The sequence below is a fragment of the Lentzea sp. NPDC037011 genome (assembly GCF_055607425.1).
Map to the genome: position 1 here is coordinate 304,143 of NZ_JBVJRT010000009.1, position 15,218 is coordinate 319,360.

Genomic DNA, 15,218 nt, shown 5'->3' on the forward strand with positions numbered 1-15,218 from the left:
GCTCACCCCACCTTCGGCAGGGCGGCGAACTGGTCGGACCAGGTGGTGCCGAGGACGTCCTGGGCCGCGCGGGACAGCAGGTGGGCGGCGGCGTAGCGCTCCATCGGGGTGACGTCGCACAGCGTCAGGAGCTGGTAGAGGACGTTGGTGCCGAAGCGGTACACCGTCATGTTGCGGACCACGCCGGGGTCGGAGAGGTCGACCGTCCACATGGCACTGTGGTAGGCGCTGAACTCGGTGCGTTCGCCGTAGTTGTAGCGGCGGACGGTGGCCGGGTCGCCGATCTCGCGGGCGCGGGTGCCGTGGCGCGGGTTGGGGGCCGGGTCGAGGTGGCCCGCGTCGTAGTGGGCCTCCGCGGCGAGGCGCAGGTCGATGGTCCAGGTTTGCCAGGCGGCTTCGAGTGCGCTGATGGGGTGGCCCCAGGCCACGCGGGAGACCAGGGTGCGGGCGGTGTCGGCGTTGGCGGCCCACACGGCGTCGAGGCGGGTGCGCAGGGTGCCGTCGGGGTCGTTGGCGAGCAGGAAGTCCTCGACGTGCGAGAGGAACGAGTGGTAGCCGTACTGCAGGCCGGCGGGGTAGCGGCTGGCGTGCACGGCGATCGCGGTCAGCGCCAGCACCGCGCGGGGGACGTCGAGCGACTGCCGCACGGCGGGGATGCCCAGGCGCAGGCCGTGCGCGCGCAACGGGATGTGGCTCGCGGGCAGCAGGTCGAGCAGGCGGTCGTGCGAGGTGGGTTCGATGCGCACGGAGTTGTTGGGGTGCAGCGGTGTGAACGGTGGCAGCAGCAGTTCGGTGATCGCGGCGGCCGAGGCGTGGGCCAACTGCTCCGCCTCTGACAGCTCCACCGTGGACGGGTGGGCGGCCAGGTGGGAGCGCAGCAGTGCGGCGAGCAGCAGGGCGGCCGGGTCGGCGGACGGACCGTCGAGGCGGACGCGCAGGTGCGGGCCGTGCAGCCAGTGGCGTTCCACGTGGCCCGTGACGTCCGAGAACGCCGCCGTGGCCGCGGCGAGTGCGGGCAGGACGCCGTCGCGCAGCAACGGGGCCTTGACGGGGTCGTGGTAGTGCACGACGACGTCGGTCATCCGGCCCTCCGGTAGGTCTCCGCCAGCACTTCGAGCACCTGGCCGGACGGCACCGGCAGCGCCTCGGTGAGCTGCACGCGGCCGGGGTAGCGGGCGAGCAGGCGGGACAGGCCGCGCAGGTGCAGTGCGTTGGTGAGGTCGACGTACTGCGGTTTCGCCGCTGCCACGCGGGCCACGGCGTCCTCGTTCGAGGTGATCACGCCGCCGGGTCCGGCGAACACCTGTGCCGGCAGGCCGTGGCGGGCGCGGAACCGGGCCACGGCGGCGACGTCGGTGAGCTCCGCGGTCAGCTGTGCGGAGTCGGCGTCCCAGAACCGGCGGCTGAGCACCACGTCGTGGTGGCGCAGCCGTTCCGAGCGCAGGACGCCGTCGACGGACGTGGTGCGCCGCAACGGGCTCAGCTCCACGCCACCGCAGGTGAGGTCGGTGTGCAGGGCGGCGACCCGGTCGGGCAGCGAGATCGGCATCAGGTAGCCGAGGTACAGCACGTCGACCACGGCGTGGGAGTCGCGGTGGCGCAACCGGAGCTCGTCGTGCTCCTGGTCGTGGAACAGCTCCAGCGCGTCGGGGGTCAGGTCGGCCCAGTGCGGGTCCTCGCCGACCTCGCGCCGGCCGAGCAGCGGGTGCAGGTTCGGGGTGAAGCCCTGCACCGGCCGGTACTCGACGAAACCGCGCGGGAACACACCGTCCAAAGTGGCCCGGACGGTCGCGTACGCCTCGGGTGGCAGCAGGTCCAGGAACCGGCCGGGGAAGCGGCCGAACCCGTCGTAGATGTGGTTCACCACCAGTCCGCCCTGTGCGGGCTGCGCGAAGAACGAGTACGACACCGGCCGTGTCTTCATCCACGCGGGCAGCAGGTCCGCCGCCGCGGTCACGGCCTCGTCGGTGATCACGCCGTCCCGCACCAGGTCCGCCACCTGCGCGCGGCTGGCACCGAGGCCGCCGGTCGGGGCGCCGGACAGCGAGTCGCGCAGCAGGGGAGCGCACGCGGCGAGCCGGGCGACACCGCCGTGGCCGAACTCCACGACGAACCGGTCGCGGATGTTCCTGCGGATCGCGAGGTGCCGGTCGAACAGCATCAGCAACGGCGTCAGGCCGGCCAGCGAGCGCACGCCGTCGTAGCCGTGCGCGCGGCCGAGCCGGACCGGCTGGGGCAGCACCACGTCCTCGCTCAGCGGTGTGACACCGGTGAGGTCGGCACCGACCAGCTCACCCAGCTCCGCCCAGGCAGTGAACAACGCGGTCAGCGCGGCCGGTCGGGCAGCGGCGGGCAGCCCGCTGAACGCGGTGGTGTCGCGGTGCACCGAGGTCACGCGGTCGGCCAGGTCCGCGCGTCCGGTGCCGCGCAACCACGCCGCCAGCGCGAGGCAGGCGGACGGGTCCTGCGGGTCGACCGGGAGCACCGGCAGGAGCAGTTCGATGTCGAGCAGCAGCGCCACGTAGGAGTGGGCGCGCTCGGACTCGCCGTCGGGCAGCCGGGTGGCCAGCACGCTCGCGAGCTGGGCGGGGGTGATGCCCCCGGGGTTCGCGGCGGTCAGGCCGACGAGGTAGCGCAGCGGCGCGCTCGCGGCCAGCTCGACGTCCTCCTCGGCACCCACGTGGGCGCGCAGCGGGCCGGTCGCGGGCACGTCCCTGCGGAACCGCACCCGGTCGCCCTCCTCGTGCACGTCGGCGGCGAGGCGGTGCGGGTGGTCGAACAGCAGCTCGCGGTCGGCCAGCAGCGCGGCGACCAGACGGGCCAGCAGCACCTGGCTGACCCGTGTGACGGCGACCGGCTCGCCCCACTCGGGAGCGGGCGCGTCGGCGGACCAGGTGCCCCAGCCGACGGCGGTGTACCAGGACAGCGGACTGGTCTTCGCGGTGGCGCGCAGGGCGTAGCGCAGCACGGTCGGCTCGGCCTTGCGGGCGCGGCGGTCACCGGCACCGGCGTGGGCGAGGCCCTGCCAGAGGTCCCGGCCGCTGAAGACGGCGGCCTTGCGCAGTGGTTCCGCTGCGCACACCTCGGCCAGCACGGCGCGTTCGGCGGCCAGCGCGGCGGGCCGGGCGCGGTCGGCCTCCGCCAGCAGCGCGGCGCGTTCGGCCAGCAGCTCCAGCCACTTGCGCAGGTCCGGGTAGCGCGACACCAGGTCCGCCGCGGCCTCGACCAGCGCGGGCCGCGGGGTCCGCCCGTTGTGGACGTCGCGACGCAACGGCAGCACGACCCGGCGGTGGAAACCGGGGTCGTGCTCGGCGGCGCTGTCGTGCAGCTGCTCGCCCAGCGGCCCGGCCAGCGCGAGCAGCTCCGCCTCCTTGTCCGCCAGCGCCGCCGCGGCACGCCGGAACGGCGCCGCGTCGGCGGCGCCGTCCGGGTGGGGCAGGGCGGCCAGGCGCACCAGTGCGTAGGGCGCCGGTTCTCCCCGCGTCGGGTCGGTCATGCGTTCAGCGTCGGCAGGTTCGGCTGGGTGCAGCTGCTGCACGACGAGCTGCCGCACGAACACGACGACGCCGCTCCGGACGCACCGCCCTCGGGCAGCGCCGCGGAGTCGCGGATCGACGTGACCGCGAGGTCGCCGAGCTCCAGGTCGTCCAGGTCGAACGAGAGGTCCTTCATGGAGTTGTCCCTTCACGAGAAGGCCGGGGAGGCCGTGGGTGAAGGGTCGGAGATCACGATGGACCGGGCCTGGAGCCCGGATCGACAACGCTCAGCCGATCCGGGCGCGCACCTCGTCCGCCTTGGGTTCGCCCAGCTCCTCGAACAGCGCCACCGACTCCAGCCAGCACTTCTCGGCACCGCGCCGGTCGCCCAGCCCGTCGAGCGCGAGACCGAGGTTGTCGAGCGACTCGGCCTGCCCGTAGCGGTCGCCGATGCGCCGGAACGTCTCCAGCGCGCGTTCGACGTGCGCGACGGCCTCCGGGAAGTCGAGCAGCCCCCGGTGCACCTCGCCGATGTTGTTGAGCAGGATCGCCTCGCTGTAGGGGTCCTCGACCTCGCCACGGATCTCCAGCGCCCGCCGGTAGCGGTCCAGCGCCTCGTGGAAGCGGCCGGCGTCGGCGTGCAGCAGGGCGATGTTGTTGAGCAGCACGGCCTCGGTGTGCAGGTCGCCGAGGTCCCGGGCGATCTCGGCAGCCTGCTCGAAGCACTTCAGCGCCTCGTCGAGGCGGCCGGTGGTCATGTACGCGATGCCGAGGTTGTTGAGCACGGGTTCCTGCCGGGATCGGTCGCCGATCGCGCGGAAGATCGCGAGCGCCTGCCGGCCGCAGTCGATCGCCTCGTCGTGGCGGCGGACCTCGCGCAGGGCGATGCCGAGGGTGATCAGCATCCGGCCCTCGGCGGAACGGTCGCCTGCCGAGCGGGCGGCACCGAGCGCCACGCCGTGCGTCTCCAGCCAGTCCGCCCAGTGCTTGCGCAGGTTGAAGAAGTCCCACAGGCACTGCGCGAGCAGCCAGCACTGCCCGTTCAGGCCGTGCTCGGCGGCGTCGCGGACGGCGGCGACTAGGTTTGCCCGCTCGGTGTCGCACCACAGCAGCGCGGCGTCGCGGTCGGCGAACTCGCGCGGGTGCACGGCCGGGTCCGCCGCGGGCAGCTCCAGCTTGCGCTGCGGGTTGAGCTGAACGGCCGAACGCCACGACGTGTGCAGGTACCAGTCGAGCACCCGGCGCAACGCGGTGGCGCGCGCGGGCGGCGGCTCGGCGGCCTTCGCCTGTTCCACGGCGTAGGCGCGCAGCAGGTCGTGCAGCACGTACCGGCCGGGGGTGTGCTGCTGGAGCAGGTGTTCGTCGAGCAACGTCTCCAGCAGGTCCTCCGCCTCGTACGCGGTGAGCCCCGCGAGGGCGGCGGCGGACTCGGCGGTGACGTCCTCACCGGGGTGCAGTCCTAGGAGCCGAAACAGGCGCCTCTGGTGCTCGGGCAGCGCCTGGTACGAGAGGTCGAACACGCCCCGTGCGCCGAGACCGCCTCTCTCCAGCTGTGCCACGAGGTCCAGCACGGTCCACTGCGGACGGCGGGCGAGCCGTTTCGCGGCCAGCGCCACGGCGATCGGCAGGTGCCCGCACAGCTGCGCGACCCTGGCGGCGGCCTCGCGTTCGGCGCACACCCGGTCCGCGCCGGCGATGCGGGCCAGCAGCGCGACCGCCTCGTCCGGCGTGAACACGTCCAGGGAGACCGACTTCGCCCCGTCCAGCCCGAGCAGGCTGCGCCGGCTGGTGATCAGCACCAGGCACGTCGAGCTGCCCGGCAGCAGCGGCCGGACCTGGTCCTCACCCGCAGCGTTGTCGAGCAGCACCACCGCGCGCCTGCCCGCGAGCCGGTCGCGGTAGAGCGCGGCGCGGTCGGACAGCGACTCGGGGATCTGCGCGCCGGGCACCCCGAGCAGGCGCAGGAAGCTCTCCAGCACCGCTGCCGGGTCGGCGGGCAGCTCGTCGTGGTCGAAGCCGTGCAGGTCCGCCCACAGCTGCACGTCCGGGTACCGCTCGACGAGCCGGTGCGCGGCGCGGACGGCGAGCTTGGTCTTCCCGACACCGGCCATGCCCTCGATCGCCGAGATCACCACCGTGGACTGCGGTCCCGGCTCGCACAGCCTGCGCAGCTCGGCCTCGCGGCCGGTGAACTCGGCGATGTCCATCGGCAGCTGCCGGTGCGCGCTCAGAGCCGCGGGCGAGGGCGCCCGGCTCTCCAGCACCACCTGGTGCAGCTGCCGCAACCGGGCCCCCGGCTCGACACCGAGCTGCTCGACCACGTGCCTGCGGGCAGCGGCGTACACCTCGAGCGCCTCGCCGCGGCGGCCGGCGCGGTCCAGGGCGAGCATCAGCAGCGCCCACAGCTCCTCCCGCAACGGGTGCTGGGCCGACTCGCGGCGCAACCGGTCGATCACGTCGCCGAACCGCCCGAGCTCGGTGGCGGCCTTGGCGAACTTCTCCACCGCGGTCAGCCTGCGCTCCTGCAACCGCGTGAACTCCGCGCGCAGCAACGGTCCCGCGGTGACCTCCACCGGCATGCCGTGCCACTTCCCGAGCGCCTGGGCGAAGAAGTCCGCGGCGGCCTCGGTGTCGTTGTCGGCCGCCGCCTCCTCGCCCCGGCGCACCATCAGGTCGAACTCGTCGAGGTCCAGCTCGCCCGGCCGCACGACGAGCCGGTAGCCGTGGCCGGGCAGGGTCACGAGCCGGTCGCCCACCGCGCGCCGCAACCCGGCCACGTACGTGCGCAGGTTCGACTCGGGCGACACCGGCGGCGAGTCCCAGACCGCCTCGGTCAGCTGTGCGACGCTCACGGCCTCGTTCGCGTGCAGCAGCAACATCGTGAGCACCGCGCGCTGGCGAGGCCCGCCCAGCTCCAGCGGCGTCCGGTCACGACGCACCGCGAGCGAGCCGAGCACCAGGAACTCCACCCTGAACCGTCCTCCTCCATGATCACGAAGCGTGTGTGCGCCATCGTCGCCTTCGCCCTGGTCACGGTCTGTGCGCCGTCTGGGCGAAATCTGTGCACGGCACCTGGCACCTTTGTACCCAGATCAGGCAACTGCGCCGCCGGACCGACCGGGAATTGGGGGTCGGCGCAGCGGTCTGGTCCGGTTCCCCCAAGAACCCGGCCGGCGTGTGAAAGTCACCGCACACGCCGGCCACCTGGGACCAGCCCACCGCCGCGGGCCGGCCGGACCGCACCGGCACCCACGGCAGGTGGAGCACGCTGGCCGGTGGCCCGGTTGGGGCCCCCAGCCCGGCCGCGGCCACCACCCCCGGCGTGCGCCTCGACCGGTCTGGCCTCACCCGGGAGGTGCCGCGACCGCACCACGGGCCGGCAGCGCACGAGCGGGTGCGACCTCCCGCTGGCGGACCGGCGCGGACCGCACGGGCCCAGGCGCCGGTGGAGTGATCGGCTCGACCATGATTCCTCCCCCCCGGAGCCAAACGTACCGCCGCTGCGATGAGCGCGCGGCGTGGACGAGGAAGATCAACGGACCGGCTCCTCACCGCCCGCTTCGCGGTGGCGCGGTGGCGGATGGCGCGGCTCGCGCACACCGGCACCGTCCACCCACACCGCCCCGGTCTCCCAGTGCGCGCCACTTCCTCGCTCAACGGTGTCGTTGCGCCGTAACGACACCGTTGAGCGAGGATGACTGTCCGGGCGGCTCAGTCCTGTCCGTCCCGAGGCACCCGCACGTGCACGGCCCGCACGTCACCGAGCCCGCGCGCCACGAGCACGTCGCCGGTCAACGGCTGCCAGCCGTCCGACCAGGTCCGCTGCACGCGCGGCGAGCACCGCACCTCGACCAGCGCCGACGAGCCGGCCGCGACGTCCGCGACCGCCCAGCCGATGAGCCGGACCGGTTCGAGCTCCGGTCGCAGGTACACCTGCACGACCTCGCGCCCGTCCCGGTCGCCGGCGTTGTCCAGCCGCACCGACACGACGTCGACCGCATCGTCCCGAGTGGACACCGAGAGGTCGCCGTAGCGCCATTCGGTGTAACCGAGGCCGTGGCCGAACCAGAACAGCGGGTCGGTGGCGCCGCGGTACCCGATCGCGGTTCCCTCGCCGTAGACCAGCTCGCCGCCCACGGGCACCGGCGTCAGCGCGTCGGCGTCGGAGCGCGGGAACGTCGTCACCAGGCGCCCGGCCGGTTCGACGTGGCCGAGCAAGGCCGCCGCCACCGCGGCACCGGCCTCCTGACCGGGCAGTCCCGCCCACAGCACGGCGTCGACCTGCTCCAGCCACGGCATCAGCACCGGCGTGGCGGCGTTCACGACGACCACGGTCCGTGCAGCGGCGGCGGCCACGGCCGCGACCAGCGCGTCCTGCTCACCCGGCAACGCCAGCGTGGTCTTGTCGAAGCCCTCGGTCTCCTGCTCCTCGGTGAGACCCACGACCACCACCGCCACGTCGGCCTCCCGCGCGGCCCGCACGGCGGCGTCGATCGCGTCGGCGGCCGGGCGGGGCACCGGCTGGGTGATCAGGCCGACGAGCGCGGCGGCCTCGCGCACGGTCGCCGTGATCCGGTCACCGGGGGAGAGCTCGACCTCGGTGGTCCACGCCGGCGGCTTCAGCAGCGCCTCCTCCACGATGCCGTCCGCCTGGGCCAGTCGCTCCTCGTACCGCTCGCCCGCGACCTCGACGGTCCAGGCGCCGAAGCCGCGCACGCCCACCAGCAGCCGTGCCGGACCGGGCAGCACGACCTCACCGGAGAGCTCGATCGCGGCGGCACCCTGCGCCCACCCGCCGTACGCGGCGAGCTCGGCGATCTCCACGTCCCGCACGGCGAGCACTTCTCCGTCGGCGTCGAACGTCGTGGCACGGATGTTCCGCAGCACGCCGGGTGCCGGTGCGGCGTGGCGGGTGCGCACCTCCACACCGTCCACAACGGACAGCCGGTCGCCCAGCTCCGCGGCCAGGCCGTCCGCGATGCTCACGACGTGCGGTGGCCGCACCCCGGCCGAACCGCCGCCCTGCGCCACGGTGTCGAGGGCGGGCCGGCCGATGAGCGCGACCTCCTGCGCGTCCAGGGGCAGCACCCCGGAGTTGGTCAGCACGGTCATGCCGCCGGCGGCGAACCGGCGCAGCTGCTCGCGGCGCCGCGGGCTGTCCGGCGCCGGCAGGCCGGTCGGCCAGGACCGCTCCCCGAACGCGCCGACCCGGTCGGCCAGCCGCAGCAACCGGCGCACGTGCTCGTCGACGGTCGACTCGGCGACCTCGCCCGCCCGCACCGCCTCGACCAGCCGCTCCTCCCACGGGCCACCCGGCCCCGGCATGACGAGGTCGAGCCCGCCGTTCGCGCTCTCCGCCGTGGACTTCGTGGCGAACCAGTCCGACATCAGCAGGCCGTCGAACCCCCACTCGTCCTTGAGCACGCCCTCGACCAGCTCGGCGTGGTCGGTGGCGGCGATGCCGTTGACCCGGTTGTACGCGGCCATCACCGCCCACGGCCGGGCGTCTTCGACCACGATCTCGAACGGCAGCAGGTACACCTCGCGCAACGTCTTCTCGTCCACCACCGAGCTGGCCGTGCGCCGTTCGGTCTCGGACTCGTTGGCCACGAAGTGCTTCGGCGTCGCGGCGATGCCCTTGTCCTGCAAGCCCCGCACGTACGCGGCCGCGAGCACGCCGGTGAGCAGCGGGTCCTCGCTGTAGGCCTCGAACAGCCGCCCGCCCAGCGGCGTGCGGTGCAGGTTGATCGTCGGACCGAGCACGACGTGCACCTGCTGGGCGGCGGCCTCGTCGGCGAGCAGCGCGCCGACCTCGCGCGCCAGCTCCGGGTCCCAGTGCTGGGCCAGCAGCGTGGCGTTGGGCAGCAGGGCGGCGATCGTGCCGCCGCGCAGCTCGGCACCGCGCACCCCGGTCGGCCCGTCGGACACCTTCAGCGCCGCCAGCCCGATCGCGGGCTCCGGGTGGAGCGCGAACAGCGCGGCGCCGGTCAGCAGCCGGACCTTCCGCTCCAGGTCGAGTCCGGTGAGCGCTTCCTCGATGTCCGTCACCCCGACGACAGTAGGGCCCGTGTCGAGGTCCGCGGTCGCGACAGCCGGGCCTGAGCCACCTCAGAGCCGGTCGCGGTCCTCCAGGTACCTGCCGTGGTCGGCTTGTCGTTGCTCGTCCGCCGCGTGGAACCGTTCGGCCACCCGGACGGCGTCCGCTCTGAGCAGGTCCAGCTGCCGCAGCAGCTCCGCACCCGACCCGCGCGCGGCGGCGTACCACCACGGCAGGTTCAGGTACGTCTGCACCGACAGCGGCAGGTCCGTGCCGATCAACCGGGTCACCGAGTGCAGCGCGTCCGGGTCGCTGCGCAGCTCGCGCGGCCGGTCGAGCATGCCGCGCAGCACGTCGGCGACCTCGGCGAGCTTCGGCGCCACCTCGGCGGGCACCCGGCCGCCGAACCCGTGCACGCGCGCCACCAGTGCGTCGAGCTCGGAACGCAGCTGCCCCGCCGCCTCCTCGGGGGCGGTCACCAGCACGACCTCCTCCGGCGGCGCGGCCAGCGCGCCCACCCCGTACAGGCCGGCGACCACGAGCACCCAGTAGGACCCGGCCAGCCCGGCGAAGTGCAGCGCCAGCCCGAGCAGGCCGCCGGCGCAGCCCGCGAGGTTCTTCCACGACGCCAGGTAGCGCAGCACCGCGTCACTGATAGCCACGGATCTCCCTGAACGCGGCCGAGAGCGAACGGCTGCGGGCGTCGAACACCTTGCCGCCGCTCATCTTCGCGACCCGCTCCATCTCCTCGGTCGCGCTCTCGCCGAACAGCACCGGGAAGACCGGGACGCCCCTGAGGTCCTGCGGCAGGGTCGTGTGGAACACGGTGAAGTCCTCGATGCCCTCGGACCCGGTGTTCTCGCCGTCGGTCATCAGCACGATCGAGGTGAAGCGGTCCGGGTCGGCGTCGAGCTGGCGGCGCAGCACGTCGTAGCCGCTGCGCAGGCTGCTGTAGATCGCGGTGCCGCCGCCCGCGTCCAGCGACTTCGCCGTGGTGCCGATCTGGTCGAGCACCGGGCGGGCGTCGGCCTGCGGCACCTCGTAGGTCAGCGGGGACCGGGCGCTGCTGTCGAACGGCAGCAGCGTCACCTGCTCGCGGCCGTGGAAGCGGCTGAACCGGCCGGCCAGCGAGGAGTCCGCGCCGGTGAGGCCGACGAGCGCCGAACGCAGGCCGTCGATGCGGTCGCCCTCCATCGACCCGGACGTGTCGAGCACGTAGAGCGTGCGGGACGGTCGGCGCAGCTGGTCGAAGTAGGTGGTGACCAGACCGTCCACAGCGGACTGGCTGCCCGGGAAGGGCAGTTCCACCAGGTCGCGCACCGCGAACTGCGAGTCGAGCGGCACCTGCGGCACGACCGGGCGCCGGTGGGTGGACTCCATGATCTTGCGCTGCACGTCGGTGCCGCGCAGGTGGTCGGAGAGCTTCCGGTGCGCGTCGCGGGCCTCCGACGACGCCGACGTGAGCAGCGTGAGCGGGTAGTCGGCGGTCACCACGCCGTCGCTGGGGTAGACCAGCGTCAACGGGTCGGGCGCGGTGGCGTTGAGCGACAGCAGCACCGACTCGTAGTTGATCAGACCGTCCACCTTCGCGCCGGGGTCCTCGCCCTTCGCCCGCCGCGCGTACGCCTCCGACAGCCAGCCGGACGAGCCCGCCGACAGCGTCTGCGCGGAGAAGAACTCCTTGAGCTGGGGGGAGACCGCGGCGACCCGGGCCGCGTCGAGCGCGGAACCGGAACCGGACAACGCCGCCGCCACGCCGACCAGCGCGGAGAAGCCGGAGTTGGAGGCCGACGGGTCGGTCATGCCGTAGGTGAACCTCTTCTGCCCGGCGGCCGCGGCGATCTCCGCCCAGCCGACCCGCCTGCCCTCCCAGCCGAGCTCCCGCACCTTCGCTGCGGGCAGCCCGAGCACGACCGGCGACCCCATCACCTTCGTGGCGGTGCCGAGCCGCTTCTGCGCCTCCGGAACGAGTTCCAGGTAGCGGTTGGAGGAGAACCACACCGCGTCGAAACCCTGCTCGGCGGCGCCGGACGCGACCTTCTCCGCGCCCTCGATCGTGCCGGTGAAGTCGAACTTGACGGTGACACCGGTGGCGCGGGCGGCCTCGTCGAGAACGGGTTGCAGGTCGGCGAGCTCGCTGCCGGCGAGCACGCGCAGCACCCCCGGCTCCGCGTCGCCGACCGGTCTGGCCGGGTCGGGGTCGTCGGAGCACCCCGCGAGCAGCGCCACGACGGCGACTGCCGGGATGAGGCGGCGGATCATGCTGGCTCCTCGGTGCCGCGCACGCGGCTCAGGTGGTCGTGGGCGCGCCGGATCTCGGCGTCCAGCGCGTGCACCGTGCTGGACATCGAGTCGGCCGCGCGGGCCTTGAACGTGTCGATCGCGTCGATCGCCGCGTAGATCTGGTCGAACGAGGTCCGCACCGCGTCGATGCCGACCGTCGGCGTCGCCGCGATGCGCTGGACGTCCTGGGCCTGCACGGACATCAGCGTCGCGTTCGACCTCAGGATCTCGTCGGTCAGTCCGCGCACGGCGTCGACCTGGTCGATCACCTCGCGCTGCCCGGCCAGTGCGGCGGCGACCGCGACCCCGATCCGCAGCGCTGTGACCGTGGTCGTGACGGCCCGTTCGACGCCCTTGATCAGCTCGTCGTTGTTGCGGCGCACGACGTCGAGCGCCAGGTACCCCTGCGCGCAGACCGCGAGCTGGGTCAGCAGGTCCTGGTGCCGTTGCCGCAGCCCGAACAGCACGTCGGCGCGCAACGCGGTGGCGCGGCCGGGATCGGACAGGTCGAAGATCTGCACCTGCCGGTCGACGGCCGCGTCCATCTCACCGGCTAAAGCGGCGTCCTGCGACAGTCTGGTCATCAGGTCCCACAGCCGCTGCCGTTCGCCCTTGATGGCCGCGTTGTCCCGTTTCAGCGCGTCCTGCCCGGACCGCAGCCGCAGCACGATCCGGTTGACCGGCTCGTCGGCCGCCCGCAGCCGGGCCAGCAGGCCCTTGGCGGCGTTGCCACCGGGGAGGAACCCGAGGACCTTGCGGCCGGTCAGCTTCGACAGGTCCTGCGGGTCGAGCTCGCGCACCGACCGGCGCAGCTCGGTCAGACTCGCCGTCACCTGCGTGGTGTTCGGCGACGACACCGACGCGAGCGTGCGGTCCAGCAGCCGGCCCGCGATCTGCGCGGCCACCCGCATCTCCGCCTCGCCGAGCACCAGCGCCTCGTCCACGATCCGGCCGAAGTCCGGCGACCGCGGGTCAACGGCACCCAGCGCGTCGACGAACGCCTGCGCCCTGGTGAAAAGCTCGGTCCTGGCGTCGTCGGGCACCGGGATGAGACCCGCCGCCCGCTCGACCGGCACCGGCTCGACGGGGTCCGGGGGAGTGAGCACGAAGTCGGACATGTCAGTACTGCTTCGCGATCGCTTCGAGCATCCGCTCCAGCGTCTCGTGCGCCGGCGGCTCGACGACGTCCACGACGTCCTGCGGCACCGGGAGGTTCTTCTCCTTGACGACCTCGGTGAAGTGCCGCGGGTCGGCGGTGCGGAACCCGAACGTGGCCGCGAGCCGCCCCAGCTCGGCGTCGGTCTGCAGCAGCTGTCCCACCCGGTCGCCGTTGTCCTTCAACGGCACCAGCGTGTGCTTCGAGAGCACCGTGGGCGCCGGGTAGAGCAGCTTCATGTCCGGCCGGACCGTCGAGTCGCCGCGCACCACCCGGTCCACGAACTGCGCCTCGTAGGCCAGCACCAGCGGCGTCTTGCCCATGCCCGCCGACAGGTAGTCCTCGAACGGCCCCTCGGTGCTGCTCTGCGTGTACCCCTGGTCCAGGAACAGCTTCGACACCGCCGGCAGCACCTTCGACTCGGCCTCCGGCGTGCTCACCACACCGCCGTTGGCCACGAACGACGTGATCGCCAGGTACATCGCCGCGGAGTTCGAGTCACGCGGGTCCGTCGTGGTGACGAGCAGGTTCTTGCGCGCCGGGTAGGCGGTGTTGCCGGGCAGCTGGTCCCACCGCGTGCCCCTGGCGGCGAGGTCCAGGTAGGCCCGCACGTCGAACGTCCGGTAGCCGGGGCCGTCCTGGACGACCCCCGCCCTGGTCAGCAGCTCGACGACCGGGTCGAACGTCGCCACCACCATCGGTGACGAGAACGGCGCGTAGGTGCGGGCGGCCTTGCGGTCGCGCTGGATCTTCTCGGCCGCCGGGGCGCTCGACGGGAACGCGAAGTCGTACGGCGCCAGGTCCGTGGCGGTGGCGATCTGCCGCGACCCGGCGGGGTCCACCTCGACCTCCAGGCCGTGCTTCGCGAACACGTCCCTGACGCGCTGGTCGGCGAAGAAGGCGAGCTTCTCCGAACCGATCACCCCGCGCACGGTCCGCAGCCGCGCGGTCCCGCCGTCGCCCTGGCCGAAGTAGACCGCGGCCACCACGCCCACCAGGAGCACGACCGCCAAACCGATGCCGAGCGTTCTCTTCACTGCCCACCCTTTGCGAACCATCTGCCGGAGAACAGATCCTTCGTCACTCCGACGCCGTGGCGCTGGGGGTGGTCGCAAGCAGCAGGTGAACAGTCGATGAACGTGTCCTGCTAGTGCGCGCCCGTCACCGTTCGGTCAGCAACCAGGCGACGTCGCGGACCAGCGCGTGCCGCCAGCCCGCGCGGTCGTGCCCGGAGGGGGAGCGGGTGGCACGCACGGACGCCCCCGCCTTCTCCGCGAGGCCCTCGACCGCCTCGCAGTGGCGGTGCATCCGCGGCTCGTGCTCGCCGACGTCGAACGCGACCCGCAGGTGGGACAGGTCCGCGCCGCGCACCCGTTCCGCGGTGTCACCACCCGCCGGGCCGTCCAGCGACAGGCCCTGGTCGGGCAGGCCGGGCGTCCACCAGAACGACCCCGACTGGCAGGCCACCCGCGTCACCAGCTCGGGGAAGTCCAGTGCCGCGCGGAAGGCGCTCAACCCGGCCAGGCTCTGCCCGGCGACCACGAACCGCCGCGGGTCGACGGTCACGCCGTTCTCGGCGAGCAACGGCAGCAGCTCGTCCCGCACCGCCGGCCACAGCGCCGCACCCGTGTACTCGGCGTCGCGATCACGGGGCGTGGGGAGGAAGACCAGCGTGGCCGACGGCATCTCGCCCGCACGCACCGCCGACTCGAACGCGGCCACCGCCGGGTGCACGTACATCCAGTCGTCGCCGTCCAGCAGCAGCACGACCGGTTCAGCGCCCTTGTGCACACGCACGGTCTTGCGTCCCAGCGAGCCGTTCCACCGGATTCGAGTGGAAGGCACGTCCAGCACCTCGTCCGGGCCCACGACGGGCCAGTGCGGCTGCGGGTCCAGGTCCGGGGTGGCGGCGATCGAGCGGTTCGGACCGGCGCCGGCCGGGTTGAACGGGTCGGCGTGCTCGCCGTCGTAGTCGTCGCCGTCGAAGAAGTGGTAGGTCACGCGCAGCCGCGGCGGCAGGACGACCTCGGCGTACCAGCAGTCGCTGTCCTCGAACCGCTGCAACGGCACCGGGCCCGACCACGACTCGAAGCGCAGCACCGCGGCGGAACCGCGCCAGAGGAACAACGTCCGGTGGCCGCCGTCAGCGGGGACCGGGACCGGCCCGCGCACCGCGTCCCAGAACTCGGCGGTGCCGGGAACCGCGGTGAGGCCGTACTCGGCGAAACGTGCCTGCATGGGAGGTGGAGGTCCTTTCCTGGTGGAG

General features: G+C 73.4%; 10 protein-coding genes. All 10 read right to left on the reverse strand.

The annotated features are described in order from the left end of the window. Nucleotides 1-2 precede the first annotated feature (2 nt). On the reverse strand, nt 3-1,082 hold the full coding sequence (locus ACZ7CH_RS28010) for a hypothetical protein (protein WP_470375329.1): 1,080 nt from the start codon (nt 1,080-1,082) through the stop codon (nt 3-5). After that, complete coding sequence (locus tag ACZ7CH_RS28015; RefSeq protein WP_470375330.1) at nt 1,079-3,496, reverse strand: lantibiotic dehydratase; 2,418 nt, start codon at nt 3,494-3,496, stop codon at nt 1,079-1,081. The genes ACZ7CH_RS28010 and ACZ7CH_RS28015 overlap by 4 nt, the downstream gene beginning before the upstream one ends. Beyond that, complete coding sequence (locus tag ACZ7CH_RS28020; protein ID WP_360384633.1) at nt 3,493-3,672, reverse strand: thiazolylpeptide-type bacteriocin; 180 nt, start codon at nt 3,670-3,672, stop codon at nt 3,493-3,495. Before ACZ7CH_RS28020 ends, ACZ7CH_RS28015 begins: the two co-directional genes overlap by 4 nt. Nucleotides 3,673-3,763: 91 nt before the next feature. Further along, the gene (locus tag ACZ7CH_RS28025) at nt 3,764-6,445 is read right to left on the reverse strand and encodes an AfsR/SARP family transcriptional regulator (RefSeq protein WP_470375331.1); all 2,682 of its coding nucleotides are present in this window, start codon (nt 6,443-6,445) and stop codon (nt 3,764-3,766) included. Nucleotides 6,446-7,187: 742 nt separating this feature from the next. Further along, the gene (locus tag ACZ7CH_RS28030; RefSeq protein ID WP_470375332.1) at nt 7,188-9,524 is read right to left on the reverse strand and encodes a glycoside hydrolase family 3 protein; all 2,337 of its coding nucleotides are present in this window, start codon (nt 9,522-9,524) and stop codon (nt 7,188-7,190) included. Nucleotides 9,525-9,584: 60 nt separating this feature from the next. Continuing rightward, nucleotides 9,585-10,175 (reverse strand): hypothetical protein, encoded by a 591-nt coding sequence (locus ACZ7CH_RS28035; protein WP_470375333.1) that lies wholly within the window; start codon nt 10,173-10,175, stop codon nt 9,585-9,587. Continuing rightward, on the reverse strand, nt 10,162-11,775 hold the full coding sequence (locus tag ACZ7CH_RS28040) for a substrate-binding domain-containing protein (protein ID WP_470375334.1): 1,614 nt from the start codon (nt 11,773-11,775) through the stop codon (nt 10,162-10,164). Before ACZ7CH_RS28040 ends, ACZ7CH_RS28035 begins: the two co-directional genes overlap by 14 nt. Next, a complete protein-coding gene (locus ACZ7CH_RS28045; RefSeq protein WP_470375335.1) occupies nt 11,772-12,914 on the reverse strand; it encodes a toxic anion resistance protein in 1,143 nt (380 codons plus the stop codon). The genes ACZ7CH_RS28040 and ACZ7CH_RS28045 overlap by 4 nt, the downstream gene beginning before the upstream one ends. A gap of 1 nt (nt 12,915) precedes the next feature. After that, nucleotides 12,916-13,989 (reverse strand): hypothetical protein, encoded by a 1,074-nt coding sequence (locus ACZ7CH_RS28050; protein WP_470375336.1) that lies wholly within the window; start codon nt 13,987-13,989, stop codon nt 12,916-12,918. 124 nt (nt 13,990-14,113) lie between these two features. Further along, entirely contained in the window at nt 14,114-15,190 is a 1,077-nt protein-coding gene (locus tag ACZ7CH_RS28055; RefSeq protein WP_470375337.1) for an alpha/beta hydrolase-fold protein, read from the reverse strand. Between the last annotated feature and the right edge of the window lie 28 nt (nt 15,191-15,218).